Origin of the sequence: Pigmentiphaga sp. NML030171 (genome assembly GCF_002188635.1) — a bacterium.
GTDB lineage: Bacteria > Pseudomonadota > Gammaproteobacteria > Burkholderiales > Burkholderiaceae_B > Pigmentiphaga > Pigmentiphaga daeguensis.
This window is the reverse complement of sequence record NZ_NINX01000051.1, coordinates 224818-251029: the sequence shown is the minus strand read 5'-3', so window position 1 is coordinate 251029 and position 26212 is coordinate 224818. Positions and strand designations below refer to the sequence as shown.

24 protein-coding genes and 1 pseudogene are annotated in these 26212 nt (G+C 68.6%); 19 read left to right on the top strand and 6 right to left on the bottom strand.

The features are described 5' to 3' along the window. The first annotated feature begins 3 nt into the window (after nucleotides 1–3). The 5 genes from CDO46_RS26170 (at nucleotide 4) to CDO46_RS26150 (ending at nucleotide 7715) form a co-directional block, all read left to right on the top strand. The gene (locus tag CDO46_RS26170; RefSeq protein ID WP_087841486.1) at nucleotides 4–1830 is read left to right on the top strand and encodes a chemotaxis protein CheA; all 1827 of its coding nucleotides are present in this window, start codon (nucleotides 4–6) and stop codon (nucleotides 1828–1830) included. Between the two features lie 194 nt (nucleotides 1831–2024). Continuing rightward, nucleotides 2025–3194: a flagellar biosynthesis protein FlhB gene (flhB, locus tag CDO46_RS26165; protein ID WP_087841485.1), complete on the top strand. Its 1170-nt coding sequence runs from the start codon at nucleotides 2025–2027 to the stop codon at nucleotides 3192–3194. Continuing rightward, nucleotides 3191–5278: a flagellar biosynthesis protein FlhA gene (gene flhA, locus CDO46_RS26160; RefSeq protein WP_087841484.1), complete on the top strand. Its 2088-nt coding sequence runs from the start codon at nucleotides 3191–3193 to the stop codon at nucleotides 5276–5278. Before flhB ends, flhA begins: the two co-directional genes overlap by 4 nt. 37 nt (nucleotides 5279–5315) lie before the next feature. Beyond that, a complete protein-coding gene (flhF, locus tag CDO46_RS26155; protein WP_087841483.1) occupies nucleotides 5316–6950 on the top strand; it encodes a flagellar biosynthesis protein FlhF in 1635 nt (544 codons plus the stop codon). 42 nt (nucleotides 6951–6992) lie between these two features. Further along, complete coding sequence (locus CDO46_RS26150) at nucleotides 6993–7715, top strand: RNA polymerase sigma factor FliA (RefSeq protein ID WP_087841482.1); 723 nt, start codon at nucleotides 6993–6995, stop codon at nucleotides 7713–7715. Nucleotides 7716–7724: 9 nt separating this feature from the next. On the opposite strand, the gene CDO46_RS26145 is transcribed toward CDO46_RS26150, so the two are convergent. The 3 genes from CDO46_RS26145 to flgA all read right to left on the bottom strand — a co-directional run bounded on the left by CDO46_RS26145 (nucleotide 7725) and on the right by flgA (nucleotide 9266). Then, nucleotides 7725–8081 carry a hypothetical protein gene (locus CDO46_RS26145; RefSeq protein WP_087841481.1) on the bottom strand — a complete coding sequence of 119 codons (357 nt, stop codon included), beginning with the start codon at nucleotides 8079–8081 and terminating at the stop codon, nucleotides 7725–7727. Nucleotides 8082–8083: 2 nt separating this feature from the next. Further along, nucleotides 8084–8368, bottom strand: coding sequence for a flagellar biosynthesis anti-sigma factor FlgM (gene flgM, locus CDO46_RS26140; protein WP_165963218.1), 285 nt, complete (start codon nucleotides 8366–8368; stop codon nucleotides 8084–8086). A gap of 178 nt (nucleotides 8369–8546) precedes the next feature. Continuing rightward, entirely contained in the window at nucleotides 8547–9266 is a 720-nt protein-coding gene (gene flgA / locus CDO46_RS26135) for a flagellar basal body P-ring formation chaperone FlgA (protein ID WP_087841479.1), read from the bottom strand. 176 nt (nucleotides 9267–9442) lie between these two features. Between flgA and flgB the strand changes: the two genes are divergently transcribed. The 12 genes from flgB (at nucleotide 9443) to CDO46_RS26075 (ending at nucleotide 21086) form a co-directional block, all read left to right on the top strand. Then, nucleotides 9443–9862, top strand: coding sequence for a flagellar basal body rod protein FlgB (flgB, locus tag CDO46_RS26130; protein WP_087841478.1), 420 nt, complete (start codon nucleotides 9443–9445; stop codon nucleotides 9860–9862). Nucleotides 9863–9878: 16 nt separating this feature from the next. Further along, nucleotides 9879–10289: a flagellar basal body rod protein FlgC gene (flgC, locus tag CDO46_RS26125; RefSeq protein ID WP_087841477.1), complete on the top strand. Its 411-nt coding sequence runs from the start codon at nucleotides 9879–9881 to the stop codon at nucleotides 10287–10289. Nucleotides 10290–10341: 52 nt separating this feature from the next. Beyond that, complete coding sequence (locus tag CDO46_RS26120) at nucleotides 10342–11001, top strand: flagellar hook assembly protein FlgD (protein WP_087841476.1); 660 nt, start codon at nucleotides 10342–10344, stop codon at nucleotides 10999–11001. A gap of 57 nt (nucleotides 11002–11058) precedes the next feature. Next, on the top strand, nucleotides 11059–12318 hold the full coding sequence (flgE, locus tag CDO46_RS26115; protein WP_087841475.1) for a flagellar hook protein FlgE: 1260 nt from the start codon (nucleotides 11059–11061) through the stop codon (nucleotides 12316–12318). Continuing rightward, on the top strand, nucleotides 12318–13061 hold the full coding sequence (flgF, locus tag CDO46_RS26110; protein WP_087841474.1) for a flagellar basal-body rod protein FlgF: 744 nt from the start codon (nucleotides 12318–12320) through the stop codon (nucleotides 13059–13061). Before flgE ends, flgF begins: the two co-directional genes overlap by 1 nt. A 71-nt stretch (nucleotides 13062–13132) precedes the next feature. Further along, nucleotides 13133–13915: a flagellar basal-body rod protein FlgG gene (gene flgG / locus CDO46_RS26105; protein WP_087841473.1), complete on the top strand. Its 783-nt coding sequence runs from the start codon at nucleotides 13133–13135 to the stop codon at nucleotides 13913–13915. 10 nt (nucleotides 13916–13925) lie between these two features. Beyond that, on the top strand, nucleotides 13926–14633 hold the full coding sequence (locus tag CDO46_RS26100; protein WP_087841472.1) for a flagellar basal body L-ring protein FlgH: 708 nt from the start codon (nucleotides 13926–13928) through the stop codon (nucleotides 14631–14633). Nucleotides 14634–14644: 11 nt separating this feature from the next. Continuing rightward, nucleotides 14645–15766: a flagellar basal body P-ring protein FlgI gene (locus CDO46_RS26095; RefSeq protein WP_087841471.1), complete on the top strand. Its 1122-nt coding sequence runs from the start codon at nucleotides 14645–14647 to the stop codon at nucleotides 15764–15766. Further along, entirely contained in the window at nucleotides 15766–16851 is a 1086-nt protein-coding gene (flgJ, locus tag CDO46_RS26090; protein ID WP_087841470.1) for a flagellar assembly peptidoglycan hydrolase FlgJ, read from the top strand. Before CDO46_RS26095 ends, flgJ begins: the two co-directional genes overlap by 1 nt. 126 nt (nucleotides 16852–16977) lie before the next feature. Then, nucleotides 16978–18879, top strand: a complete 1902-nt coding sequence (gene flgK / locus CDO46_RS26085) for a flagellar hook-associated protein FlgK (RefSeq protein ID WP_165963219.1) — start codon at nucleotides 16978–16980, stop codon at nucleotides 18877–18879. A 20-nt stretch (nucleotides 18880–18899) separates the two neighbouring features. Next, entirely contained in the window at nucleotides 18900–20114 is a 1215-nt protein-coding gene (gene flgL / locus CDO46_RS26080; RefSeq protein ID WP_087841468.1) for a flagellar hook-associated protein FlgL, read from the top strand. 72 nt (nucleotides 20115–20186) lie between these two features. Beyond that, nucleotides 20187–21086 (top strand): response regulator, encoded by a 900-nt coding sequence (locus CDO46_RS26075; RefSeq protein ID WP_087841532.1) that lies wholly within the window; start codon nucleotides 20187–20189, stop codon nucleotides 21084–21086. A 256-nt stretch (nucleotides 21087–21342) separates the two neighbouring features. Here the strand turns inward: CDO46_RS26075 and CDO46_RS26070 are convergent, their stop codons facing one another. Further along, the gene (locus CDO46_RS26070; protein ID WP_087841467.1) at nucleotides 21343–21975 is read right to left on the bottom strand and encodes a response regulator transcription factor; all 633 of its coding nucleotides are present in this window, start codon (nucleotides 21973–21975) and stop codon (nucleotides 21343–21345) included. After that, nucleotides 21972–23594, bottom strand: coding sequence for a response regulator (locus CDO46_RS26065; RefSeq protein WP_087841466.1), 1623 nt, complete (start codon nucleotides 23592–23594; stop codon nucleotides 21972–21974). Before CDO46_RS26065 ends, CDO46_RS26070 begins: the two co-directional genes overlap by 4 nt. Before the next feature lie 74 nt (nucleotides 23595–23668). Between CDO46_RS26065 and CDO46_RS26060 the strand changes: the two genes are divergently transcribed. After that, entirely contained in the window at nucleotides 23669–24547 is an 879-nt protein-coding gene (locus CDO46_RS26060; protein WP_243724575.1) for a protein-glutamate O-methyltransferase CheR, read from the top strand. Between the two features lie 77 nt (nucleotides 24548–24624). Further along, nucleotides 24625–25212, top strand: a pseudogene (locus tag CDO46_RS26055) (CheB methylesterase domain-containing protein); the annotation flags it as partial. 185 nt (nucleotides 25213–25397) lie between these two features. On the opposite strand, the gene dapB reads toward CDO46_RS26055, so the two are convergent. Continuing rightward, nucleotides 25398–26207 carry a 4-hydroxy-tetrahydrodipicolinate reductase gene (gene dapB, locus CDO46_RS26050; RefSeq protein ID WP_087841464.1) on the bottom strand — a complete coding sequence of 270 codons (810 nt, stop codon included), beginning with the start codon at nucleotides 26205–26207 and terminating at the stop codon, nucleotides 25398–25400. Nucleotides 26208–26212: the final 5 nt, after the last annotated feature.

The window sequence follows — 26212 nt, the reverse complement described above, 5'->3', positions numbered from 1 at the left end:
CGAGTGTCAGCCTTCTCCGACATGCAGGACCTGCTTGCCGATTTTCTGACCGAGGCTTCGGACCTGCTCGACGACGTCGACATCGGCCTGGTCGAGCTGGAGCAGCGTCCCGACGACGCCGGCCTGCTCAACCAGGTGTTCCGGGGTTTCCACACGGTCAAGGGCGGGGCCGGGTTCCTCGAGGCGACGCCGCTGGTGGAGTTGTGCCACCGGGGCGAGAACCTGCTGGACCTGCTGCGCGGCGGCTCGCTGCGCATCACGCCGGAAATCATGGACGTGATCCTGGCCGCGACGGGAGAAGTGCGGCGCATGTTCTCGGAAATGGAGCGCGGGGCGATGCCCGAGCCGGCGCCCGCCGGGTTGCTGCTCGCGCTCGAGGCCGCCGCCATGGGCGAGACGGTCGACACCAGCACGCTGCGGACGGATTCCCTGCCGGCCGCGGCCGCGGCCGAGGCCTCGCGCGTGCTGGCCCACGCCGCCGCGCCGGCCCCGCGGGCGGACAGCGAGCCGGACTGGCTGGGCTACTACCGCGCCGCATTCGGCGACCCCCCGGGGATGCAGGTCGAGGCCCCGGCGGCGGCCGAGGCAGGCGCGCCGGCATCGTCGCGGCCCTATCGCCCCGAGATGCTGGCCCCCGCGGGCGGCGCGCAGGCCGTGGCCAAGGACGCGACGATACGCGTGGATACGGCGCGCTTCGACCAGATCCTGAACCTGTCGGGCGAGATCGGCCTGACCAAGAACCGGCTGTCGTGCCTGCGCGACGCGCTCCTGGGCACCAGCCGCCGGGACGACGCGGCGGCCGAGACGCTGGATGCGGTCTTCAGCCAGCTGGATACGCTGGTTTCCGACCTGCAGTCGGCCGTCATGATGGCGCGCATGCAGCCGGTCGGCCGGGTGTTCCAGAAGTATTCGCGCCTGGCGCGCGACCTGGCCCGCCAGCTGGGCAAGGACGTGGAGCTGAACATCACCGGCGGCGAGACCGAGGTCGACAAGACCATCCTGGACGAGCTGAACGACCCGCTGGTGCACCTGATCCGCAACGCCGTCGATCATGGCATCGAGACCATGGTCGAGCGCCGCTCGGTCGGCAAGCCCGCGCGCGGCACGGTCCACCTGTCGGCCCGCCAGACGGGCGATTCCATCGTGATCGAGGTATCGGACGACGGCCGCGGCATGGATCCCGACGTCATCCGCCGCAAGGCCATCGAGAAAGGCGTCATCAGCGCGGAAGACGCCGCCGTGCTGGACAACGCCCATTGCCTGCAACTGATCTTCCTGCCGGGGTTCTCCACCCGCAGCGAGGTCAGCGACCTGTCGGGGCGCGGCGTCGGCATGGACGTGGTCAAGACCAACATCGAGAAGCTCAAGGGGCAGATCGACATCCAGTCCGCGCCGGGCATGGGGTCGCACATCGTGATCTCGCTGCCGCTGACGCTGGCCATCCTGCCCGTGCTGATGCTCAAGCTGGTGGACCAGCCCTACGCCATTCCGCTGTCCGTCGTGCGCGAGATCATTCCGCTGCGCCAGGAGGAAATGCACACGGTGGGCAGCAACCAGGCCTTGACCATACGCGGCGAGATCCTGCCGGTCATCGACCTGGCCGTCCTGCTCGGGCGCCAGCGCGAAGAGCCGCCGTCGCTGGCGGTCGTGCTGGCCTACGGCGAACGCCAGCTGGTCCTGGGCGTGGACGGCTTCATCGGCCAGGACGAGGTCATGATCAAGCCGCTGGAAGGCATCCACCCCAAGGGCGTGGCCGGCGCGACCCTGTCGGGCGACGGCACGCTGGTGCTGGTCCTGGAGATGAAGCAACTGCTGGAAGGGGTGTTTTGACCCCCGGGCGCCGGCAGGCCTGCCGCGGGCGCGAGTAGCGGCGCTTTCCGGGGTCTGTTTCGGGCTTTGTCCGCGCAGGCCATCGCGAATAATCCATACGCCTACATGGCTGGGGCGGCGCGCGTTCGCCTGGCTGGCGTGAGGCCGCCGGGGGCGCGGATAGCGCGCCGGCGTTCGTCGATATCCGGAATACCGTGGCAGATAACCAGGAAAGCGGCCAGGAAAAAACCCTGGCACCGTCCCAGCGGCGGCTGGACCAGGCCCGCGAGGAAGGGCGCGTCGCGCGTTCGCGCGACCTGTCGGGCGCGGTCGCGACCTTCGCCTGCGTGGCGGCGCTGGCCTTGGCGGGGGCGGGCATCGCCGATCGCGCCATGACCTGGATGAAGACTGCTTTCGCCACGGCGGCGGGAACGGCCGCCGTCACGCGCGACGATGCGATGCTGCTGAAGTCGTTGAACGAAGTGCTGGCCGATGCACTGCTGGCGATCGCCCCCATCCTGGCGGCCGGCATGGCGGCGGGTATCCTGGGTTCGATCGGGTTGGGCGGGCTGGTGCTGTCCGGCAAGGCGCTGGGCCCCGATTTCAGCCGGCTGTCGCCGCTCAAGGGCTTCGGCCGTATCTTTTCCCTGGCCGGGCTGGGCGAACTGGGCAAGTCCATCCTGAAGGTCCTGGTGCTGGGCGGCGTGGCCGGGCTGCTGGTCTGGCATGGCTCCCAGGGCTGGCTGGCACTGGTCCTGCCGTCGCCTCCGCGGGCCCTGGCCGAGCTGGGCGGGATGCTGTCGAATCATGCGCTGGTGCTGGCTGGCGCGCTGTTCGTCATCGCGGCGGCCGACGTGCCGCTGCAATGGTGGAACCACCACAAGAACCTGCGCATGACCTTCGAGGAAGCCAGGCAGGAGAACAAGGAAACCGAGGGCGACCCTCACGTGAAGGGGCGCATCCGCCAGTTGCAGCGCGATCGGGCGCGCTCGCGCATGATGCAAGCGGTGCCCACGGCCGACGTGGTGGTGACCAATCCGACCCACTATGCGGTCGCGCTCAAGTACGACGACAAGCGAATGGGGGCGCCGCGCGTGGTGGCCAAGGGGACGGACGGCGTCGCCGCGCGCATCCGCGAGCTGGCCGGGCAGCACAAGGTGGCGGTGCTGGAGAGCCCCAGGCTGGCCCGCGCCCTGTATCGCCACGCCGACATCGACCAGGAAGTCCCGGTGGCGCTGTACCGAGCGGTCGCGCAGGTGCTGGCGCACGTCTACCAATTGCGGGACTACGTGTCCGGACCGCCGCCCGAGCTGCAGCCGGTCGAGATCCCCGCGGGTTGGGATCCGCTGGATGACGCGCCGCTGCGTCGCGGAGGGCGGGCATGAGCGGCCGCAGCCTCAAGCTGGGCGGGTTGGAGTTCAATTCGGCGCAGCTGCGCGAACTGCGCATGCCGGCCTTCATCCTGCTGGTGCTGGGGATGATGCTGCTGCCCCTGCCGCCGCTGATGCTGGACCTGCTGTTCACCTTCAACATCGCGATCTCGCTGCTGGTGCTGATGGTGGCCACCTATACGAAGCGGCCGCTGGATTTCGCGGTATTCCCCAGCGTGATCCTGGTCACCACGCTGCTGCGCCTGTCGCTGAACGTGGCGTCCACGCGCGTGGTGCTGCTGCACGGCCACAGCGGCCCCGATGCCGCGGGCAAGGTGATCGAGGCCTTCGGACAGTTCCTGGTAGGCGGCAACTTCGCCGTGGGCGTGGTCGTTTTCCTGGTGCTGGTCATCATCAACTTCGTCGTGATCACCAAGGGCGCGGGCCGGATCGCCGAGGTGTCGGCGCGGTTCACGCTGGACGCCATGCCGGGCAAGCAGATGGCGATCGACGCCGACCTGAATGCCGGGCTGATCGACGAAGCCACCGCCCGCAAGCGCCGTAGCGACGTGGCCCAGGAAGCCGACTTCTACGGCGCGATGGACGGCGCGTCCAAGTTCGTGCGCGGGGACGCCATCGCCGGCATCCTGATCCTGTTCGTGAACATCATCGGCGGCCTCCTGATCGGCGTGGGCCAGCACGGCCTGAGCTTCGCGGAGGCCGGACGTGCCTACGTGCTGCTGTCCATCGGCGACGGCCTGGTCGCGCAGGTGCCGGCGCTGCTGGTGTCCATTGCCGCCGGCCTGATCGTGTCCCGCGTGGGCGAGGGCGAGGACATCGGCACCGAGGTGGGCAAGCAGTTGCTGGGCACGCCGCAGGCGATCGCCCTGTCGGCCGCGATCATCGGCATGCTGGGCCTGGTGCCGGGCATGCCCAACCTGGCATTCCTGACGCTGGCGGCGGGCCTGGGCGGGCTGTCCTGGCGCATGGCGCGGCTGCGCAGGCGCCAGGCCGAGACGGCGGCCGCGCCGCCCGTGGTCGACGAGCCGGCGGAGGCGCAGGAGGCCAGCTGGGACGACGTCACCCAGGTCGATACGGTGGGGCTGGAGGTCGGCTACCGGTTGATCCCGCTGGTGGACAAGACCGGCGACGGCGACCTGTTGAAACGCATCAAGGCCCTGCGCAAGAAATTCGCCCAGGACGTCGGCTTCCTGCCAGCGGCCGTGCACATCCGCGACAATCTCGAATTGCGCCCTGGCGGCTATCGCATCACGCTCAAGGGCGTGGCGATCGGCGAGGGCGAGGTGCAGACCGGCGGCTTCCTGGCCATCAACCCGGGCCGTGTGACCCGCGAGATCCCGGGTTCTCCCACGCGGGATCCGGCGTTCGGGCTGCCGGCGCTGTGGATCGAGGCCACCGCGCGGGAGGCGGCGCAGGCCGCCGGCTATACCGTGGTCGACATCGGCACCGTCATCGCGACCCACCTGTCCCATCTGCTGCACAACCACGCCGCCGACCTGCTGGGCCGCGCCGAACTGCAGGCGTTGTGCGACCACTTCACGCGCGGCACGCCCAAGCTGCTGGAAGACCTGGTACCCAAGCTGATCTCGATGGCTACGCTGCAACGGGTCCTGCAATCGCTGCTGGACGAGGGGGTCCACATCCGCGACTTCGGCACCATCGTCGAGACGCTGTCCGAGCACGCGGTCCATATCCAGGATCCGGTCGAACTGGTCGGGGCGGTGCGAGTCGCGCTGGGGCGGGCCATCACCCAGGGGATTTTCGGCGCCAACGGCGAAGTCGACGTGCTGGCGCTGGACCCCGAGCTGGAGCGCATACTCCAGACCATCAGTTCCAAGGCCGGTGAGATCGGCGCCATCGAGCCCGGCCTGGCCGAACGCCTGTTGAGCGAAGCCGCCGCCGCGGTCGAGAAGATGGATGCCGTGGGCAAACCCGCCGCGCTGCTCGTGCCCGACCGCCTGCGCCTGGCCCTGGCTCGTTTCTTCCGCCGTTCCGTGCCGCGCCTGAAGGTGCTGGCGCATTCCGAGATTCCCGAATCCCGCCTGATCCGCGTCGCATTGACGCTGGGAGGGCGCTGAGCATGTCCATCCTCTCTAGCTTCCAGGTATCCGCTCCATGAAGTTCCGCAAATTCATTGCTGCCTCCACGCGGGATTGCCTGCGCATGATGCGCGAAGCCCTGGGCGCCGATGCCATGATCGTGTCGACCCGGCGTACCACGGCAGGGGTCGAGGTGGTCGGCATCCGCGCGCAGGACATGCCCACGGCAGACGAGGTCGCGGGCGAGGTGGCCCACGTGGCCGTCGCCTCGGCGTCGGCAGTCGATCCTTCTCGGGAGGAACAGGCTGCCCGGCCGGCCCTGTGGGACGACATGGAGGACGAATCGGTGCGCCTGTCGCCGGCGGCCCGGGTGCTGGCGCAGCATGACGAGACGCCCGGGCGCGCGACACCGGCCACCCAGGCGCAGCCGGACGCCGCCGCGGCCGAGCCGCCGCGCGTCGAATGGCCGCGCCTGCAGGAAGGCCAGATTCCGCACCTGGTACGCGCGGGCGGCGACTATGCCGATCCGGCGCACGCCATGGCGGTGGCCGCCGCCGACGGCGGCGCGGACAAGCCCGTGCTGCGCCTGGGCGTGAGCCGTCCGGCCGCGGACCGGCGCGCGGCGCCCCGCGCCAACGGGACTGCCGATCGTCCGGCGCGGCCCACGGGGCAGGCTGCGCCCGCCAAGCCGGCGGCTCCCGCGACGGTGACCGCCAGGCTGGATGAACAGGATCGCGCCGAACTGGCGAGCCGGGTAGCCGATCCCATCGTCAGCGAGATGCGCTCGATGCGCGGCTGGCTGGCGCACCAGATGGACGCGATGGCCTGGCGCGACAGCACCCAGCGCCACCCGCTGCGCCGCGAGCTGTGGCGGCGCATGGTCGACTGCGGTTTCACGCCGGAGCTGGCACGCAGCGTCGCGTCGCGCCTGCCGGCCTCCCAGGGCGTGGACGACGTCGAGCGCTGGCTGGCCGAAGTGCTGGTCCGCAATCTTGCCTGCGTCGACGCCGAAGCCAGCATCGTCGCCCAGGGCGGGCGCTACGCCATCGTCGGCCCCACGGGGGTGGGCAAGACCACCACCACCGCCAAGATCGCGGCCCACTGCGTGGTCAGGTACGGCGCTGGCGCGCTGGGATTGATCTCGACCGACCAGAACCGGATCGGCGCGGTGGACCAGCTTCACACCTTCGGCCGCATTCTCGGCGTCGAGGTCTATGCGGCCAAGGGCGCCAGCGATCTCGACGTCCTCCTGGCCAGCATGGCGGACCGCAAGCTGGTCCTGATCGACACGGCAGGCATGAGCCAGCGCGATACGCAGATCGCGCGCCACCTGCAGGCCATCTCTGGCGAAGGAGTCAAGCGGCTGCTGGTGATGCCCGGTGGCTCGCATGCCGAGCAGGCGGAGGACATCGTGAACGGCTATTCGGCCGGCGGGCTGGCGGGCATGGTGGTGTCCAAGCTGGACGAAGCCGTGCGCCTGGGCGGCGTGCTGGACGCGGCCATCCGCCATCGCGTGCCGTTGCACTACATGACCAACGGCCAGCGCGTGCCCGAGGACATCCATGTCGCCAACGCGCGGCTGCTGGTGCACCGGGCGCTGCGCGTGCGCAACGCGCCGGTGTTCGCGCTGGAGGCCGAGGAGCTCGACTGGGCGTGCGCGGCCGCGATGCCGCCGGTGGAGTCCGCATCGTCGCAGCCGGCGCAGGCCTGACCATGGGACACCCCCGTCCCGAATTTTCCCCGCGAGAGATGAATGTATACGCGTGAAGGAACCCTGGCGCGCGAGACCAACGTCGAACAGTACGTGCCCATGGTGCGCCGGATGGCCCATCACATGGTGGCACGGTTGCCCGCCAGCGTGCAGATCGAGGACCTGATACAGGCCGGCATGCTGGGCCTGCTGGATGCGCTGGGCCGCTTCGAGGAAGGGCTGGGCGCGCAGTTCGAAACCTACGCGACCCAGCGCATACGCGGCGCCATGCTCGATGAGCTGCGCCGGGGCGACTGGCTGCCGCGCAGCGTCCGGCAGGTCCAGCGCAAGATCGAGGCGGCCATGCATCGCAGCGAGCAGAAGCTCGGCCGCTCGCCCACCGACACCGAGATGGCGGCCGAGCTGGAGGTGGGGCTGGCCGAGTACCAGCAGATGCTGGTCGATGCCCGCGGCGTGCAGTTGTTCCACTACGAGGATCTGGAGAGTGGCGAGGATGCCGACGACTACCTGGATCGGCATATGTCCGCCGACGGTTCGGGCGATCCTCAATCGAGGCTGTCGGACCGCCGTTTCCGCGAGGCGGTGGTGAACGGCATTGAGCGCCTGCCCGAGCGCGAAAAGCTGGTGATGGGTATGTACTACGAGCAGGAAATGAACTTCAAGGAGATCGCCGCGGTGCTGGGCGTGACCGAGTCGCGGATCTGCCAGTTGCATTCGCAGGCGGTTTCGCGTTTGCGCACGCGCCTGAAGGAGTGGGGGCGCTGAGGCTCGTGTTCAGCGCGACAACTGGCCGGAGGCGGAGTAGGACAGCTCGGCCCCGCTGATGCGCGCCAGTGCAGCGTAGCGGGCCGAGGCCGACACGGTATTGAGCGTGGACAGTTCGGCGCCTATTTTCAACGGGAGCGCTGCTTCGGCCAGGCGTTCGCGCCAGGCCTGCCGCACTTGCGGCTCGGCGGCCTGCAGGCCGGGCAGGGCACGCGGGATGGCGCGCTGCACTTCCAGCACGCGCAGGCTGAGGTCCTGGGTGGCGGCGTCGATGCGCTGGGTGTCCGCGCCGGCGACGGCCTGGGCCAGCGACTTGCCGGCGGCGCAGCAGCGTTCGACGATCTGGGAGAATTCGTCGGGGGTCATGATTAGCGCGCCAGGCCGCTTTCGATTTCCAGCAGGCGGTCGGCGACGACCTCGGCGTTCACGGTGAATTCGCCGTTGCGAATGGCCTGCTTGATGCGCTCGACGTTCTCGGCGTTGAAGGGAGCTTCGCCCGCCGGCACCTGGTTGGTGGCCAGCGCCGACAGCTGGACCTGGTCGAGCCCCGATCCGCCGGCGGGCGCCGGGGCGGGCGTCGCGGGACGGGCTTCCGTGCCTGGGGCGGACCGGGAAACCTTGATTGAATCGGGACCCTTTGGGGTGATCTTCACGTTGACTCCATCTTGCTGCCGCTGTGGAGTGGTCGCGCCAACCCCGGCAGATGAGGCAATTATCGGCGCCTGCGTCCCGAACTTTAGCATCGGCGCGCCGGGCGCGGGCGTATTGCGCTACAGGATGTAAGCACTGCGTGGGCGGCTTCAAGAGCCGGCGCCGCCCGGGGAACATGCCCTAGAGATTGACTTCGATTTCCCGGTCCTCGCGCAGGATGCCCGCCACGGTGCGGCCCGAATCGAGCTGGACGCGCGCCGTCTGGCCCGGGCTGGCCGGGTGCAGCATCCGGCCGGTGGCCTTGATGACGAAGCCCGCTCCAGTCAGCACCACCTGCACGGGGTCTCCCGGTCCGAGGTGGGCACGCGACTGCACGGCCGATGGCGGAATGGGTTCGCCCGCCTTCAGCGGACGCGTGACGGTCGAGCCCTCGAGCTGGCGTGGATCGGTGGCGACGCCGCGGGGCCAGGCCGCCACGTTCACCTCGGCCAGCGACCAGTCGCTTTCGCGCAGCACGGTCCCGGCGGGCAGGGGGCGGCTGGGAACGGGCACGGGCACGAGCAGCGCGACCTCGGCCGGGATGCGGATCTGCCAGGGCTGGTGCGCGCAGCGCAGGCCGATCGAGGTCTTGCCGGTGGGCCTGCCGCCGGCAGGCAGGAACACCTGGGGCGCGCAGGGGGCCTGGGCGATGCGTTCAGCGGCCTGCTCCTGGATGTGGATGTCCAGGCGGCCGCCCAGCGTGGCGGCCGCGGCGGCGGCGCGCGCTTCGAGCAACTGGCGGCCGCGCTCGAGCAGGTCGGCGGCGGACGGCGAGGTGCCGGGCGTATCCGCCCAGGCGGGAAGCTGCGCCAGGCAGGCCAGCAGGAGCGCCGCGACGGTCGCGCGGCCGGACCGTTTCATGGAGCGGCTCTCCGGGATTTTCGAGGGACGCGACACTCTATCGCGCCCCGGGCGGCCGGAAGGTGAAAACAAGGATGAAAAAGATGCCTTACTCCGCCTTTGTTCATGGCAGGGAATCCGAATAATGGCGATACCTGCGAAAGGGCCCGGTACCGCACGCAAGGACAGGAGGTCATGTGATCAGCCGCATAGGCGACGAACTGATGTTCAACGCGCAAGCCCTGGAGCTGCGTGCCCGCCGCCAGGAGGTCCTGGCGGCCAACCTGGCCAATGCCGAGACGCCCAACTACAAGTCGCGGGACTTCGATTTCGGCGCCGCGCTGCGGGCCGCCACGGGCACGCCGGAGCCCGATGCCGCGCAGGCGCCGCTGCGGATGGCCGCCACCGATGCCCGGCACCTGCGGGGCGACGCCGGGGACGGCCTGCCGGTGGCATTGAAGTACCGCACGCCCACGCAGGCCTCGATCGACGGCAATACCGTCGATCCGGACCTGGAGCGCACGCGCTTCGCCGACAACGCGCTGCGCTACGACGCCGCGCTGCGCATGTTGAACGGGCAGGTCCAGACGCTCCAGCGTGCGATCCAGAACAACTGAACGAGGCACTATCCCCATGTCCATGAGCAAGGCATTCGAGATCGCCGGTTCGGCACTGACCGCCAACAGCCAGCGCCTGAACGCGGTGGCCAGCAATCTCGCCAACGCCGAAAGCGTGAGCGGGCCGGACGGCCAGGTCTACCGTGGCCGCAAGGTGGTGTTCGAGTCCTATCTCGTCCCGGGCGCCGTGGCCGGCGGCAACGGCGTGCGCGTAAGGGAAGTGCTGACCGATCCCTCGCCGCCCAAGCGCATCTACGATCCGAAGCATCCCATGGCAGACGCCGAGGGCTACATCAGCATGCCCAACGTCGAGGTCGTCGATGAAATGGTCGACATGATCGCCGCCTCGCGCGCCTACCAGACCAACGTCGAGGTCATGAACACCGCCAAGACCTTGATGCAGAAAACACTGACGCTGGGCACCTAGCCCCAGACGCCGGGCCGCCCGCGGAACGGGCGCCCTTTAGCAAGGAATCCGCATGGCCGTTTCCAACGTCAACAGCAACACCGGGGCCGGAGCCTCGGGCAACTCCCTGGCCGCGTCGTCCGCGGAGGAGCTGTCCAACCGCTTCCTGACCATGCTGACCGCGCAGATGCGCAACCAGGACCCGCTCAACCCGCTCGACAACGCCGAGCTGACGTCGCAGCTGGCCCAGATCAGCACGGTCACCGGCATCAGCCAGCTCAACACGACCATGCAGTGGCTGGGCTACAGCATGGGAAGCCTGCAGGCCACCCAGGCGGCATCGTTGATCGGCCGCAAGGTCATGCTGGCCGGCGACGGCCTGACCCTGGCCGACGGCAAGGCCGAAGGCGGCTATGTGCTCAGCATCCCGGTCGAGAGCGCCGAGCTGGTCGTGAAGAACGCCGACGGCATCGAGGTCGCGCGCAAGAAGCTGGCCGACGTCGATGCCGGCGTGCATGCCTTCACCTGGGACGGCAAGAATGCGAAGGGCGACACGCTGCCCGACGGCGACTACAAGTTCGAAGTGCAGGTCGGAGAAGGCACCAAGGTGGGGGCGGCGCCGCCGCTGAGCGTGACCCAGATCACCTCGGTGCGTCCGTCCTCGGGCTCGACCACGGTGGTCGATGCCAAGGGCAATCTCGTCAACCTGTCCGACGTCTACCAGGTCTGGTAGTACGGCGCGTCCCGCCCCGCTTCCGGATACAAATCAGATAGTGCAAGGAATCCAGCGATGAGCTTCCAACAGGCATTGAGCGGCCTGAACGCCGCCGGCAAGAACCTCGACGTGATCGGCAACAACGTCGCCAACGCCAACACCGTGGGCTTCAAGGCCGCGCGCGCCGAGTTCGCCGACGTCTACGCGTCGACGGTGCTCGGCACCTACTCGAACAACATCGGTATCGGTACGAAGCTCAACTCCGTCACCCAGATGTTCACCCAGGGGGCGATCTCGGTCACGTCCAATCCGTTCGACGTCGCCATCTCGGGAGAAGGCTTCTTCCGCATGGACAACGCCGGGTCCATCGTGTATTCGCGCAACGGCCAGTTCCACCTGGATGCCAACGGCTATGTGGTCAACGCCAACGGCCTGCGCCTGACGGGCTATGTCGCCGACGCCAACGGCAACATCAATGCCGCCCAGCCCCAGCCGTTGCGGCTGACGGTCAGCTCCATCGAGGCACGCGGCACCTCCGAGGTCACGCAAGGCTCGGTGCTCGATTCCCGCGCCGACGCGATCGACCGCATCGTCAAGCCGTTCAATCCCGAGGACTCGACCACCTACACCCATGCCACGTCCATCGCGGTCTATGACTCGCTGGGCAATACGCACACGCTGTCCACGTTCTACGTGAAGCGTGGACCGGGCCAGTGGGAGGTCTATACCGCGTTGAACGGCAAGGTGACCAACACCGACACGGACGGCGACGGATTGCCGAACGGCGCGCCGCTGGTATTCGACGCATCGGGCAAGATCGACCTGGCTGCCTCGAACAACGGCGTGTTCCAGGTCAACGTCGACGCCGCCACGCTGGGCACCGGCGCGACCGGGCTGAGCATCAACTACAACATGGCGTCCACTTCGCAGACCGGCCAGGCCTTCAGCAACGAGCTGCAGCGCCAGGACGGCTACACCTCGGGCCGCCTGACCAGCTTCACGATCGACGAGAACGGCATCCTGAAGGCCAACTACTCCAACCAGCAATCGCGGGCGCAGGGCCAGATCACGCTGGTGTCCTTCGTCAATCCCCAGGGCCTGGTCTCGGCCGGCAGCAATAATTTCCTGGAAACGATCTTGTCCGGCGGCCCGCGCATCGGCGTCCCGGGTTCGAGCAACTTCGGCACCGTGACTTCCGGCGCGCTGGAGGATGCCAACGTCGACCTGACCGGCGAGCTGGTGAACATGATCACCGCCCAGCGGGTCTACCAGGCCAACGCGCAAACGATCAAGACCCAGGATTCGCTGATGCAGACCCTGGTCAACATGCGCTGATGGACAGGGCCCTCTACATTGCCGCGACCGGCGCCCGCGAACTGATGCGGCGCCAGGACGTGCAGACCAACAACCTGTCGAACGCGCTGACGCCGGGGTTCCGCGCCGAGATCGCGGCCCAGCGGACGGCGCCGGTGGTCGGCGGCCCGGGCCTGCGGACGCGGGCCTATGCGGTGGAATCGACACCCGGCGCAGACCTGTCGGCCGGCGCGATGATGGCGACCGGGCGCGAACTGGACGTCGCGATCCAGGGCGACGGCTGGTTCGCCGTGCGCACGGCGGATGGCGGCGAGGCCTATACCCGCGCGGGCGGCTTCCAGACCACGGCGGACGGCATGCTGGTCGACGCGGCCGGGCGCCCGGTGCTGGATCCGAACGGCGAGCCCATCCTGATTCCGCCCGATACCAAGGTGCAGGTCAATACCGACGGCTCGATCTCCTCCGTCCCCGAGGTCGACCGGGTGCAGGCCGCCCAGATCGCCAACCTCAAGCTGGTGAACCCGCCGGGGAATACGCTGGCGCGCGGCGCGGACGGCCTTTTCCGCCTGCGCCAGGGCGGCATCGCGCCGGCGGCCGACGGGGTGCGCGTGGCGGGCGGCATGCTCGAGGGCAGCAACGTCAACGCGGTGGAGACCATGGTGGGCATGATCGCGGCGGCGCGTCACTACGACGTGCAGATACAGCTCATGCAGAACACCGACCAGAACCAGCGCTCGGCCACACAGATATTGAGCATGACCTGACCGCGGGGCCTCCCCGGGCGGTGAAGGAATTTTGCGTAGTGCGGCGCACGCCGCGATAAGGATCGAACATCATGATGCGTTCCCTCTGGATCGCCAAGACCGGCCTGGATGCGCAGCAGACCCAGCTGGACGTCATCTCGAACAACCTCGCCAACGTCAGCACCAATGGCTACAAGCGTTCGCGCGCCGTGTTCGAGGACCTGCTCTACCAGACCATGCGGCCGGCCGGCACGCAGACCACGCAGCAGAACCAGGTGCCCGCGGGGCTGACGCTGGGAACCGGATCGCGGCCCGTGGCCACGGTGCGCAACTATGCGCAGGGTGCCCTGCAGCAGACCAGCAGCAGCTTCGACCTGTCGGTCAACGGCGCCGGCTTCTTCCAGGTGCAACTGCCCGACGGCACGCTGGCCTACACGCGCGACGGCAGCTTCCAGATCGACAGCCAGGGCCAGCTCGTGACCAACAACGGCCTGGTCATCGATCCGGGCATCGTGGTGCCGGAGGGCGTCAAGGAAGTCGCCATCGGCCAGGACGGGGTGGTGACCGCGACGGTGGCGGGCCAGACCCAGCCGGTCCAGCTGGGCCAGCTGCAACTGGCCACCTTCATCAATCCGCCGGGCCTGCAGCCGCTGGGCCAGAATCTTTTCGGCGAGACCGCGGCCTCGGGCGTGCCGGTGGTCAACGTGCCGGGGTTGAACGGGGCGGGCCTGATCAACCAGGGGTATGTCGAGGCGTCCAACGTCAACGTGGTCGAGGAACTGGTCGGCATGATCCAGACCCAGCGCGCGTACGAGATCAACTCGCGGGCCATCACCACCGCCGACCAGATGCTCCAGCGCATCTCGCAGCTCTGAGGAAGGCGGGATGAAGCAAGCGTTCAGGCCCCGTCGTGTCCGTGGCGCCAGGGCCCTTGCCGGGATGACGATCCTGGCGGGGCTGGCCGCGTGCGCCACGCCCAAGGTAGACATCGACGGGCCGACCACCGCCCGGCCGCTGGACCCGGTGGCCTACAACGCGAATCGCCGGCCCACCGGCGGCATATTCGGTTCCGCACCCGGCTATCGCCCGCTGTTCGAGGATGTGCGGGCGCGCAACATCGGCGATACGCTGGTCGTGCGGCTGGAAGAGCACATCAATTCGTCCCAGCGCAACAATACCTCGGCGCAGCGCTCGGCTTCGGCATCGGCCGGAATCCCTTCCATCAACAAACTGCCAGGGTCCGGCATCCTGCGCGGCCTGGGCGTGGAAGGCGAGAGCGAGAACCGCTTCAACGCCCGGGGCGAGACCGGCGCGTCCAACATCCTGTCGGGCACGATCACCGTGACCGTGGTCGAGGTGCTGTCCAACGGCAACATGCGCGTCTCGGGCGAAAAGCAGATCGGCACCAATCGCGAGACCGAACGCGTGCGCTTCTCCGGCGTGGTGAATCCGGCCCACATCGTGGGCGGCAATTCGGTCAGTTCGACCCAGGTTGCCGACGCACGCATCGAATACCGGGGGCAGGGCGCGATCGACGAAGCCCAGACGGTGGGCTGGCTGTCGCGTTTCTTCTACTCGTTCCTGCCGTTCTGAGCGCGCGCATCATGAATCGTCATCCGTTCACCGCCGCCTGCCTGCGCCTGGCCGTGGCGCTGCTGTGCGCGTTCCTCGTGCCGGCGGCCCAGGCGGCGCGGGTCAAGGACCTGGCCAATGTCCAGGGAGTACGCAACAACCAGCTGGTGGGCTACGGCCTGGTCGTGGGCCTGGATGGCACGGGCGACCAGACCACGCAGACGCCGTTCACCACCCAGTCCCTGATGTCCATGTTGTCCAACCTGGGCATCAACGTTCCTCCCGGCACGCGGCTCCAGCTCAAGAACGTGGCGGCGGTGATGGTGACCGCCATGCTGCCGCCGTTTTCCCAGCCCGGCCAGCAGGTCGACGTGACGGTCAGCTCCATGGGCAACGCCAAGTCCCTGCGCGGCGGCACGCTGCTGCTGACGCCGCTCAAGGGGCTGGACGGACAGGTCTATGCCATGGCCCAGGGCAGCGTGTCGGTGGGCGGGGCGGGCGCGTCGGCGGCGGGCAGCCGCGCCCAGATCAATCATTTGAGCGCGGGCCGCATTCCGGCCGGCGCCACGGTGGAGCGCGACGTGCCGACGCCGTTCTCCGACGACGGCGCCCTGCGGCTGGAATTGACCACGGCCGATTTCTCGACGGCGCGCGCGATGGTGGAGACCATCAACCGCCGCATCGGTCCGGGCACCGCGACCGCGCTCGACGGCCGGGTCATCGAGTTGCGCGCGCCTTCGTCTCCCGACGCCCGGGTCGCCTTCATGGCGCAGGTCGAGGACCTGGAAGTGGCGGGCAGCCGCGCGCCGGCGCGCGTCGTCATCAATGCGCGTACCGGTTCGGTGGTGATGAACCAGAGCGTGCGCCTGGCGCCGGTGGCCGTCGCGCACGGCAACCTGAGCGTCACGGTCAGCGCGGCGCCGGTGGTCAGCCAGCCAGCGCCTTTCTCGGGCGGACAGACGGTGGTGACCGAGCGTGCCGACATCGAGATCAAGCAGAGCGGCGGCGCCATCGTGCACCTGGATGGCGGCGCCCAGCTGGCGGAGGTGGTCAAGGCGTTGAACCTGCTGGGCGCCACGCCGCAGGACCTGATCTCCATCCTCCAGGCGCTCAAGACCGCGGGTGCGCTGACCGCTGAACTGGAGATCATCTGATGACCAAGATGGACAGCGCGATGCAGCGGGGCGGCATGGCGATCGATGCCCGCTCGCTGGAAAACCTGAAGCTGCAGGCGCGGCGCGACCAGGCGGGTACCGTCAGGCAGGCCGCCCGCCAGTTCGAGGCCCAGTTCGCCCAGATGCTGCTGTCGCAGATGCGCCAGTCGTCGATGGCGGGCGATGGTCCGCTGGCCCAGGCGCTGAACAGTCCCGCCTCGCAGACCTGGCGGGGAATGCTGGACCAGCAGCTGGCGCAGAAGCTGGCTGGCGTGGCCGAGGCGGGCAGCGGTCCCGCGCCGGCGCGCAGCGGCCTGGGGCTGGCCGACATGCTGGAGAAACAACTGACGCGTCCTGTCGTGTCGCCGGAGTCCCTGCGCCGCACCGGACTGCCGCTGTCGATGTCCACCCTGGAGCTGGCGCGGGGCCGCGCCACGGGCACCCCTGCCACGGCGACCAGCGGCATGATAGGCGGGATGGAAGCCGCGGCGCTGGCGGGGGGATCGGCCTCCCCGCGGCGCATCCAGAACGGCCGGTTCGGCACCCAGGCCGTCTATGCGCCGCCCCCGGCGGCGGCCGCCAGGCCAGCGGCCGAAACGCGTGCCGCGCCCGGGTCGGCGGAAGAGGTGCGCGCCGAGTTCCTGGGGAAGTTCCTGCCCGCGGCCAGACGCGCGGAAGCGGCGACGGGGATCCCCGCCGCCTACATCCTGGGCCAGGCCGCCCTGGAGTCCGGCTGGGGACGACGGGAGATCCGTGGCGCCCAGGGAGAGGCCAGCCATAACCTGTTCGGCATCAAGGCCACGGGCTGGGACGGCCGCACCGTGCGCACGCGCACGACCGAATACCGCAACGGCACGCCGGAGCGCGTGACGGCGGAGTTCCGCGCCTACGACTCCTACGAGCAGGCGTTCGAGGACTACGCACGCCTGCTGGCGTCGAATCCCCGCTACGCCAAGGTGCTGCAATCGGCCGGCAGCGCGGAGCAGTTCGCGCAGGGCCTGCAGCGGGCCGGCTACGCGACCGACCCCAGGTATGCCGAAAAGCTGGGCAGCACCATCCGGCGGGCCATGCAGATCGTCGTCTAGCGGCGGATCCGTTCCCGACCGGGCAGAAGGCCGCCGGCATGCTCAAGCTTGGACGCCGGCGTCCGTTAAGAGAGACATCAGCCGTGCATGGCGCCGCCGCGCACGCCAGGCAGCCCGCATGAAACCATGACCACGAACATCGCCAACATCGCATTGACCGGATTGCGCGCCGCCCAGGCCGGGCTGGCCGTGACCGCCAACAACATCTCCAACCAGGGGACGCCCGGGTACTCGCGCCAGCAGGTGATGCTGCAGTCGGCCATGTCGAACTTCAGCGGCGCCGGCTATTTCGGGCAGGGAGTGGACGTCGTCACGGTCCAGCGCGCCTACAGCGATTTCCTGTCCAGCCAGGCCAGCCAGTCGGCATCGACGCTCAGCTATCTCTCTACCTATTCGGACCAGATGAGCGGCCTGATCAACCGGCTCGGGTCGGTGGACACCGGGATCAACCAGAGCCTGAACGCGCTGTATTCGGCCTTGGGCCGCTTCAGCCAGAATCCCGCCGAGACCGCGTCGCGGCAGGCCGCGCTGGCGGCGGCGCAGTCGACGGCGGCGCGTTTTCGCGCCATCAGCGAGGATCTCTCCACCCTGAGCCAGGGCATCGACAACCAGGCCAGCGCCACGGTGGGACAGATCAACCAGCTGGTGCAGAGCATCGCCGCCTACAACGCCAAGATCGGCGACGCCTATGGCACCGGCCAGGGCCAGGCGCCCAACGGCCTCCTGGACCAGCGCGACGTACTGGTGCGCGAGCTGGGCAGGCTGACGGGCATCACCACCAGCACCCAGGGCACGAGCATCAACGTCTATCTGACCAACGGCCAGCCGCTGGTCATGGAGCAGGTGGCCGCGCAGTTGCGGATCGACACTCGCGACCCGGCGTCGCCCACGGGTACCAGCCTGTCGCTGACCGTCGGCAGCCACACCATGCAGCTCAAGCAGGACGACATCGACGGCGGCCAATTGGGCGCACTGCTGCAATTCCGCGACAACGAGCTGGCCCAGGCCCAGTCCGAACTGGGGCGCCTGGCCATTGCCATGGCGGCGGCCTACAACCAGCAACAGCAATTCGGCATGGACAGCAACGGCCAGCCGGGCCAGGCCCTGTTCCGCATCGGCAACCCCGTTGCCGTGGGACAGCGCGGCAACACCGGCGATGCGCGGCTGGCGGTGGGCATCGCCGACACGCGCTCGCTGACCGGCAGCGACTATCAGCTGACCCGGGTGGGTAGCGAGTACGTCGTGACCCGGCTCGACGACGGTACCGAACTGGGCCCGTTCTCGTCGCTGCCGCAGAACGTGGACGGCCTGAGCATCGGCCTGGCCGACGGCGGCCTGGCCGACGGGGACACCTTCACCATCAAGGTCGCCAGCCAGGCCGCGGCGGGCGTCGAAGTGACCCTGGCCGATCCCGGCAAGCTGGCCGCCGCCGCCCCCATGGGCCTGGTGACGGCGGACACCAATACCGGCACGGCGCAGGCGTCGCGCCTGCGCTCGGTCGAGTCGGGCAGCCCCGACTACGGCACTTCGGTCACCGTCCGCTTCACGTCCGCCACGGGCTACGAGCTGCTGGGCGAGGACGGCAGCGTCCTGTCGACGGGTTCCTTGCAGCCGCCGCAGCAGACCATTTCGTACAACGGCTGGGCCTTCGACGTGTCCGGCATCCCGGCCGCCGGGGACCGGATCACCGTCAAGGCCGACCCGGGGGCCCCCGCGGGCGACAACCGCAACGCGCTGGCCATGGCCGGGCTGGGGACCACCAAGATCGCCGGGGGCAGTACGCTGACCGATTCCTATGCCGGGCTCATCTCCAGCGTCGGCACGCGCGCGGCTTCGCTGAACATCAGCAAGGCCGCGCAGCAGACCGCCTTCGACCAGGCGGTGGCCAGCGAACAGTCGCTGTCGGGCGTGAACCTGGACGAAGAAGGAGCCAACCTGCTGCGCTACCAGCAGGCCTATGCCGCCGCCGGCAAGGTGCTCGGCATGTCTTCCGAGCTCTTCGACCAGTTGCTCGCCGCCATCCATTAACGATACGCCTACGGACCGCCATGAGAGTCAGCACCAACCAGTTCTACGACAACAGCATCCGGGCCATCACCAGCCAGCAGAGCGCACTGCTGCAGGTCTCGCAGCAGCTCTCCGCCCAGCGCAAGCTGCTCAGTCCGTCCGACGATCCGGTCGCGGCCGGCCGCGAAGTGGCGCTGGACGCCACGCTCAAGGCCAACGAACAGATGCTGAAGAACCAGGCGGACGCCAAGGGCCTGCTCGAGGGCACCGAGAACTATCTGGTGGAGGCGGGCGGCACCCTGCAACTGGCGCTGACCCGCGTCGTGCAGGCGGGCGGCGGCGGGCTGAACGAGGAAAACCGGCAATCCATCCTGGCCGATCTCAAAGAATTGCGCGACCAGCTGATGAGCGTGGCCAATACCCAGGACGAGAACGGCAACTACATCTTCGCCGGCTACAAGCGCGACAGCCAGCCTTTCGTGCGCAACGCCTCGGGCGTGGTCTACCAAGGCGATGCCGGCGTGCGCCAGAGCCAGATCGGCCCCAACCGCGTGATCGACGTCAGCTTCAGCGGCAATTACCTGTTCGGCGACATCCCCACCGGCCGCAACGGATTGGATGTCGGCGCCGGCAGCGGCAATACCGGCAGCGCGACGCTGACCGCCAGTACGGTCACCGACCGCCAGGCCTGGTCGGCCGCGGCGGCCTACGGTCCGTACACCATCGAGTTCGACGCCGACGGCGCCTATACCGTTTCGGACAAGGACGGGGCCGAGGTGGGCACCGGCACCCTGGGCGAGGACGGCCAGGCGATAGATATCGCCGGTGTGCAGATCGGCATCAGCGGCCGGCCGGCCGAAGGCGACACGCTGAGCTTCGGCCCGTCTCGTTCGCAAAGCGTATTCGATACGCTGGACCAGGCCATCGCCGCCCTGAGCCAGCCGGCTTCCGCGACCGAATCCGTCTCGCGGGCCAACGCGCTGTACGAGGTCAACCTGAACCTGAACTCGGCCATGAACCGGCTGCTCGAGGCTCGCTCGTCCATCGGCAGCCGCCTGACCGAGATCGAGGCGGCCACCACCGCGGGCGAAACCCGCGGCGACCAGATCACCGGCGAGATCTCCCGCGTGGTGGGGTCCGACCTGGAGACCATGACGGAACTGACCGGCGAACTGGCCAAACGCACGTACACTGTGCAGGCCGCGCAGCAGACCTATACGCAGATCGCCCGGATGTCCATTTTCAATTTCCTGTAAGCAGGCAGGATCCGGCGGCGGATGGACGCGATGGCGCTGCCGGCGCGTTCACCTGGCCACACCGGATGCTTCATGTCGCAGGAACCGTTCAACATCCTCGTCGTCGACGACGAGCCGCTCAACCTGGAAATCATTTCCGAGCACCTGTCCGATCCTCGCTATCGGCTCCGGTGCGTGCAGGACGGCATCCAGGCCTGGGACGTGCTGCAGGACCCGGGCATCGACCATGACCTGATCGTGCTCGACCGGATGATGCCGGGACTGGACGGCATCGAGCTCCTGACCCGCATACGCGCGGACCGCCGCCTGGCCGATGTCCCGGTCATCATGCAGACCGCGGCCGCGCGCCCCGCCGACGTGCTCGAGGGCATACACCGGGGCGCCTACTACTACCTGACCAAGCCGTACGAGCACGACATGCTGATCGCGGTCGTCAGCGCGGCCATCGAGTTCCGCGCGCGGCAGAAGGGCCTGCGCCGGCGCCTGTCCGACGTGCACGATGTGTTCGCCCACATGCGGCAGGCCAGCTTCGGCTTCGTGTCCCTGGCCGAGGCCCGGCAACTGGCCTTCTTCCTGGCCAAGCTGTGTCCCGCGCCCGAAGTGGCGGTAATAGGCCTGGCCGAACTGATGGTCAATGCGGTCGAACACGGCAACCTGGAAATCGGCTTCGCCGACAAGGGGCGCCTGAGCATGGAAGGCCGCTGGGCGGCGGAGATCCAGCGGCGGCTGTCCCTGGTCCCGTACCGGGACCGCATCGCCAGCGTCAGCTTCGAACGCGAACCCGACCGCATCCGCTTCCGCGTCAGGGACCAGGGCCCCGGCTTCGACTGGCGAACCTACCTGGAAATCTCTCCCGACCGCGCCTTCGACATGCACGGCCGAGGCATCGCCATGGCCCGCGCCCTGACTTTCAAGGACCTGGCCTACACCGACGACGGCCGGGAGGCCATCGGAAGTATAGAGACCCCCTAGGGAAGCCCACCCCCTACCCGCTACGCGGGCCCCCTCAAGGGGGCGATGCGGGTGGACCGGCGGAGCCGGATCCACCGCATCCTGGGTCTAGTGGGGTTGTCTTGGGTTGTTGCACCGGTGCTATCGCTGGCTGCCAGCGATAGCAACTGTACTTCAGTCCAAGATGGTTTCCCTAGACCCAGGAAACCGCGGATCTGGCTTTGCCAGTCCGCCGGTTTCGCCCCCTGGGGGGGGCCGAAGGGCGTAGGGGGGGCCTCTACTCCACCAGTTTGTGTTTCAGCGCGTAGTGGGTCAGCTCGGCGTTGTTCTTGAGCTTCATCTTCTCGAGCAGGCGTGCGCGGTAGACCGAGACGGTCTTGGGCGAGAGGGAGATTTCCTCGGCGATCTGGGTCAGGGTGCGGCCCGAGGCGATCATCACCATGGTCTGGTATTCGCGGTCGGACAACAATTCGTGCGGCGGGCGCTCGTCGCCCTGGCTGAGGTGGGTGGCCAGTTGTTCGGCCAGTTCGGGCGTGATGTATTTCTTGCCGCGCGCGACGGTCCGGATGGCCTCGATCACGGTTTCGGGCGGGGAGTTCTTGTGCAGGTAGCCGGCCGCGCCGGCCTTGACGCTGCGTACCGCGTACTGGTCCTCGGGATACATGCTGAGCATGAGCACGGCGATGCGCGGCCAGCGTTCGCGCACCTGCTTGAGCCCTTCGAGCCCGTTCTTGCCGGGCATGGATATGTCCATCAGCACGACGTCGGCCTCGGTCTTGCGCAGCACGTCGAGCAGGTCGCCGCAATCGGCCGCTTCTCCGACCACCGATATGCCTTCCTCGGCCTGCGCGATCTGCCGCAGGCCGGAGCGCACGATGGCGTGGTCGTCGGCGAGCACCAGACGGATCATTCCTGGTCCTCCGGCTCGTGGTGGGGGGATTTTCCGCCAGGCAGGGAGAGCGTAGGGGGATTCAACGGGATCGAAATCATGAGTGTGGTTCCTCGGAAAGGCGGCGTGCCCGTCTGGGGCGCGCCGCCTATGTCCATCCAGCCGCCCAGGCCGTGGACGCGTTCCATCATGCCGCGCAGGCCGAACGACGTTCCCTTGCGCAGCGCGTCGGACGACAGGCCGATGCCGTTGTCGCGGACTTCCAGGCTGAGGGTGCTGTCGTCGGCGAAGAGGTCGACGTCCACGCGCGTGGCCTGCGCATGCTTGAACACGTTGGTCAGGGCTTCCTGGAAGATGCGGAAGACGGCGATGGATTGCTCCAGTTCGAGCGCCAGGTCGTCCTGGTTGGTGTGGACGTTGACGGTGATGCCCGTGTGCTGCGCGAAATCGCGCGCTTGCCACTCGATCGCGGCAACGATGCCGAAGTCGAGCACGGGCGGCCGCATGGCCCGGGCGATACGGGAGATGGCCTCGCCCAGCGAAGCGACCATCTGTTCGGCTTCGTCCAGCAACTGCGCCGTTTCCTTTTCGCGGGAGCGGCGGCGGGCCAGCGCGAGGTCGGCGCGTATCCGGGTGACCAGGGCGCCCAGATCGTCGTGGATCTCGCGCGCGAGTTCGGCCCGTTCGTTCTCCCGCACGCGCTCGGTGTGGCGGGAGAGTTCGCGCAGCTGGCTTTCGGAACGGCTGAGTTCCGCCTGCGCATGGGCCAGGTGAGTGACGTCGGACAGCGCGACCACGCATCCCGAAGGCGGAGAACCGCTGAGCGGACTGGCCGATACCAGCAACTCGCGCTTTTCGCCCCGGGTTTCTATGCTGAACGGCAGGCCGCGTACCTCGGAACCGTCCAGCGCCGGGGCGATCAGGGTCAGCAGCTTCCAGGTGTCGGGCTGCGAGGGCAGGGCGAACGAGCGGGACAGCGTGTCGGCCGAGCCCAGTCCGGTCAGGTCTTCGCAGGCCGGGCTCCACATGGTGACGGTACGCTCGCGCGAGATGGCGAACAGGGCGACCGGCGTGGCCGAGAAGACCGCGTTCAGCTGATCGTGGGCCGAGGCCAGCGCGGTTTCCGCCCGTTGCCGCTGGTCGCGGGTCTGCACTTCGCGCAGGCCGCGTTCCAGCGCGGGAGGGAGCCTGCGCAGGTTGTTCTTCATGACATAGTCGTCGGCGCCGGCCCGCATAGCCTCGACCGCGGTTTCCTCGCCGATGGCGCCGGACACGATGAGGAAGGGGCCGCGGAACCCGACTTCCTTGGCCACCTTCAGCGCGCGCAGGCCGCTGAAGGTCGGCAGGGAATGATCGCTGATGATGGCGTCCCAGGCTCGTTCGGCCAAGGCCTGCCGCATGGTCGTTTCGGTGTCCACGCACTGGGCCGTGACGTTCAGCCCCGCGTCGACCAGCACGGCGCGCATCAGCGTGAAGTCGGCGAGCGAGTCCTCGATGAAGAGGATGGCGAGTTGCGAGGCTTCGCGGGCGTCGGGGCCCAGCGCGGCCGGGGCCTGGCCGGGCGCGGCCGTCATGAAGCGAGGCAGGCCGGCCTGCGGGGGGCTGGCGTTCTGCACGGAGACGGGGCCGCGATTGAACATTGCTTAATGAATCAGTAAGTGTTGCCGATAATCCCGTCAATGATAGCGTGGGGGCTTTTCCTTTAGGGCCAAGCGTGACTTCCAGAACCAGCCTCCTGGCCATGACCGACGCCATGCCGGGCACGGCCGACTCTCTCGTCGGCACCGAATTCGCCTTCAGCGGCCAGGATTTCGACCGGATACGGACCCTGTTGCGGCAGCACACCGGCATTTCGCTGTCGGACGCCAAGCGCAGCATGGTCTACAGCCGGCTGGCCCGGCGGCTGCGCGCGACCGGCCGTCCGTCCTTCAGCGCCTACCTGGAGGGCCTGCGCGCCGGCGCGCCTGAATGGGAATACTTCGTCAACGCGCTGACCACGAATCTCACGTATTTCTACCGCGAGAACCACCATTTCCAGATCCTGGCCGCCTACCTGAAGCGGCTGGCCGCCGAGCGCCCGGGCCAGACCCTGCAACTCTGGTGCGCGGCCGCTTCCACGGGCGAAGAGGCCTGGACCCTGGCCATCACGGCCGCCGAGGTGTTCGGGACCCTGGCGCCGCCGGTGCGCATCCTGGCGACCGACCTGGACACCCATGTGCTGGCCACCGCGCGCCAGGCCGTGTACCGGCGGGATCAACTGGCCAAGGTGCCCGACCAGCAGGCGCGGCGCTACTTCATCGAGGAAGCCGAGGGCTTGTACGCCGTGCGGCCCGAACTGCGCGCGCTGGTGAATTTCCGCCAGTTGAACCTGCTGGATCCCGCCTGGCCGGTGCGCGGGCCGCTCGATGCGGTGTTCTGCCGCAACGTCCTCATCTATTTCGACCGCCCCACGCAATTGCGGGTGGTCGAGCGCATGGCCGGGTTGATGCCGGCCGGAGCCCTGCTGTTCGTCGGGCATTCCGAAAGCTTTTCCCAGGGGCAGCAGCGCTTCGTGCTCCAGGGGCGTACCGTCTACGCCAGGCAGCCGGGCTGAGCGCATCCATGACCGACGAGCACCACCGGCCCGCCGACGGCCGCGCGCCTCCGCCGTCCCAATACGACCGCAGGCTGCTGGTCGCCATCGGCGCCTCGACGGGCGGCACCGAAGCGCTGCGCGACCTGCTGGAAGCGCTGCCCGCCGACCTGCCGCCCATCGTCATCACCCAGCACATGCCGCCCGGGTTCACGCGCAGCTTCGCCGAGCGCCTGGACAAGCACACGCCGCTGCGCGTCAAGGAAGCCGAGCACAACGAACGGCTGCATCCAGGGCACGTCTATGTGGCTCCCGGCCACGCGCACCTGGCGGTGCGGCCGCTGCCGCTGCTGGGCTATCACGCGCAGTTGTCCGAGGGCGAGCCGGTCAATCGCCACCGTCCCTCGGTCGAAGTCCTGTTCCTGTCGGCCGCCCGCGCGGCGGGGGCGTGCACCGTGGCCGTCATGCTGACCGGCATGGGCAAGGACGGCGCGCGGGCCATGCTGACGCTGCGCGAGGCCGGCGCCTACAACCTTGCCCAGGACGAAGCGTCGAGCGTGGTCTTCGGCATGCCTCGCGAAGCCATCGCCCTGGGCGCCGTCCACGAGATCGTCCCGCTGCCCCAGATGGCCCAGCGCCTGGTCATCGCCGTAGAAGCCAAGAACAAGGCCATCAATGGACCCTGAAAAGCAAAACGGCCCCATAAGAGGCCGTTCTAGCCGTTGCCAGGGCACAGCGGATCCGGCTTTGCCGGTCCGCCAGCACCGTTGAGGGGATGCGGCGCTCCGCCCCGAGACGTCCGCACCCAGACCCAGGATGCGGTGGATCCGGCTTTGCCGGTCCACCCGCATCGCCCCCTGCGGGGCGCGCGTTAGCGCGTAGGGGGGGACCTCAGACCCAGGACGTCCTGCATGTCATACAGGCCGGCCGACTTGTCCGCCAGATAGCGGGCGGCGCGCAGGCTGCCTTCGGCGTAGTTGACGCGGCTGCTCGAGCGGTGGGTGATCTCGATGCGTTCGCCCGGGCCACAGAAGAAGACCGTGTGGTCTCCCACCACGTCGCCGCCGCGGGCGGAGGAAAAGCCGATGGTGCCGTGCTTGCGGGCTCCGGTGTCGCCATGGCGGGCCCACTCGGCCACCTCGGACAGCGGCTTGCCCCAGGCCTGCGCCACGGTTTCACCCATTTTCAGCGCCGTGCCGGATGGAGCATCCACCTTGTGCTTGTGGTGGACCTCGAACACTTCCACGTCGTAATCGTCCTTCAGGATGCGGGCGGCGATGTCCAGCAGCTTGAGGGTGACGTTCACGCCCACGCTCATGTTGGGCGCGAAGACCACGCCGACCTTGTCGGCGGCCGCCGCGATCGCGGCCTTGCCGGCTTCGTCGAAGCCCGTGGTGCCGATGACCAGCTTGACGCCGTGGCGGCGGCAGGCTTCCAGGTGGGCCAGCGTGGCCTCGGGTCGGGTGAAGTCGATCAGGCAGTCGGCCTGGGCAAGAGCGTCCAGGTCGTCGGTGATGATGACCTTGCTTTGTTTGCCCAGGAACTCGGCGGCATCGTGGCCGATGGCGGGGCTGCCTGCGCGGTCCAGCGCGACGGCCAGTTCCAGGTCGGGGGCGGCGAGCACGGCTTCGATCAGCATGTGGCCCATGCGGCCGGTAGCCCCGGCAATGGCGATACGCATCGAGG

Excerpts from the sequence above, each read along its gene's own strand:
- CDO46_RS26100 (WP_087841472.1), top strand. The coding sequence starts at position 13,926 with ATGAAGCAAGCGTTCAGGCCCCGTCGTGTCCGTGGCGCCAGGGCCCTT.
- flgG (WP_087841473.1), top strand. The coding sequence starts at position 13,133 with ATGATGCGTTCCCTCTGGATCGCCAAGACCGGCCTGGATGCGCAGCAG.
- flgJ (WP_087841470.1), top strand. The coding sequence starts at position 15,766 with ATGACCAAGATGGACAGCGCGATGCAGCGGGGCGGCATGGCGATCGAT.
- flgA (WP_087841479.1), bottom strand. The coding sequence starts at position 9,266 with ATGAAACGGTCCGGCCGCGCGACCGTCGCGGCGCTCCTGCTGGCCTGC.
- CDO46_RS26095 (WP_087841471.1), top strand. The coding sequence starts at position 14,645 with ATGAATCGTCATCCGTTCACCGCCGCCTGCCTGCGCCTGGCCGTGGCG.
- CDO46_RS26065 (WP_087841466.1), bottom strand. The coding sequence starts at position 23,594 with ATGTTCAATCGCGGCCCCGTCTCCGTGCAGAACGCCAGCCCCCCGCAG.
- CDO46_RS26120 (WP_087841476.1), top strand. The coding sequence starts at position 10,342 with ATGGCCGTTTCCAACGTCAACAGCAACACCGGGGCCGGAGCCTCGGGC.
- flhA (WP_087841484.1), top strand. The coding sequence starts at position 3,191 with ATGAGCGGCCGCAGCCTCAAGCTGGGCGGGTTGGAGTTCAATTCGGCG.
- CDO46_RS26070 (WP_087841467.1), bottom strand. The coding sequence starts at position 21,975 with ATGATCCGTCTGGTGCTCGCCGACGACCACGCCATCGTGCGCTCCGGC.
- CDO46_RS26075 (WP_087841532.1), top strand. The coding sequence starts at position 20,187 with ATGTCGCAGGAACCGTTCAACATCCTCGTCGTCGACGACGAGCCGCTC.
- CDO46_RS26145 (WP_087841481.1), bottom strand. The coding sequence starts at position 8,081 with ATGACCCCCGACGAATTCTCCCAGATCGTCGAACGCTGCTGCGCCGCC.
- flgL (WP_087841468.1), top strand. The coding sequence starts at position 18,900 with ATGAGAGTCAGCACCAACCAGTTCTACGACAACAGCATCCGGGCCATC.
- CDO46_RS26150 (WP_087841482.1), top strand. The coding sequence starts at position 6,993 with ATGTATACGCGTGAAGGAACCCTGGCGCGCGAGACCAACGTCGAACAG.
- flgF (WP_087841474.1), top strand. The coding sequence starts at position 12,318 with ATGGACAGGGCCCTCTACATTGCCGCGACCGGCGCCCGCGAACTGATG.
- flgE (WP_087841475.1), top strand. The coding sequence starts at position 11,059 with ATGAGCTTCCAACAGGCATTGAGCGGCCTGAACGCCGCCGGCAAGAAC.
- flhF (WP_087841483.1), top strand. The coding sequence starts at position 5,316 with ATGAAGTTCCGCAAATTCATTGCTGCCTCCACGCGGGATTGCCTGCGC.
- flgK (WP_165963219.1), top strand. The coding sequence starts at position 16,978 with ATGACCACGAACATCGCCAACATCGCATTGACCGGATTGCGCGCCGCC.
- dapB (WP_087841464.1), bottom strand. The coding sequence starts at position 26,207 with ATGCGTATCGCCATTGCCGGGGCTACCGGCCGCATGGGCCACATGCTG.
- flgC (WP_087841477.1), top strand. The coding sequence starts at position 9,879 with ATGTCCATGAGCAAGGCATTCGAGATCGCCGGTTCGGCACTGACCGCC.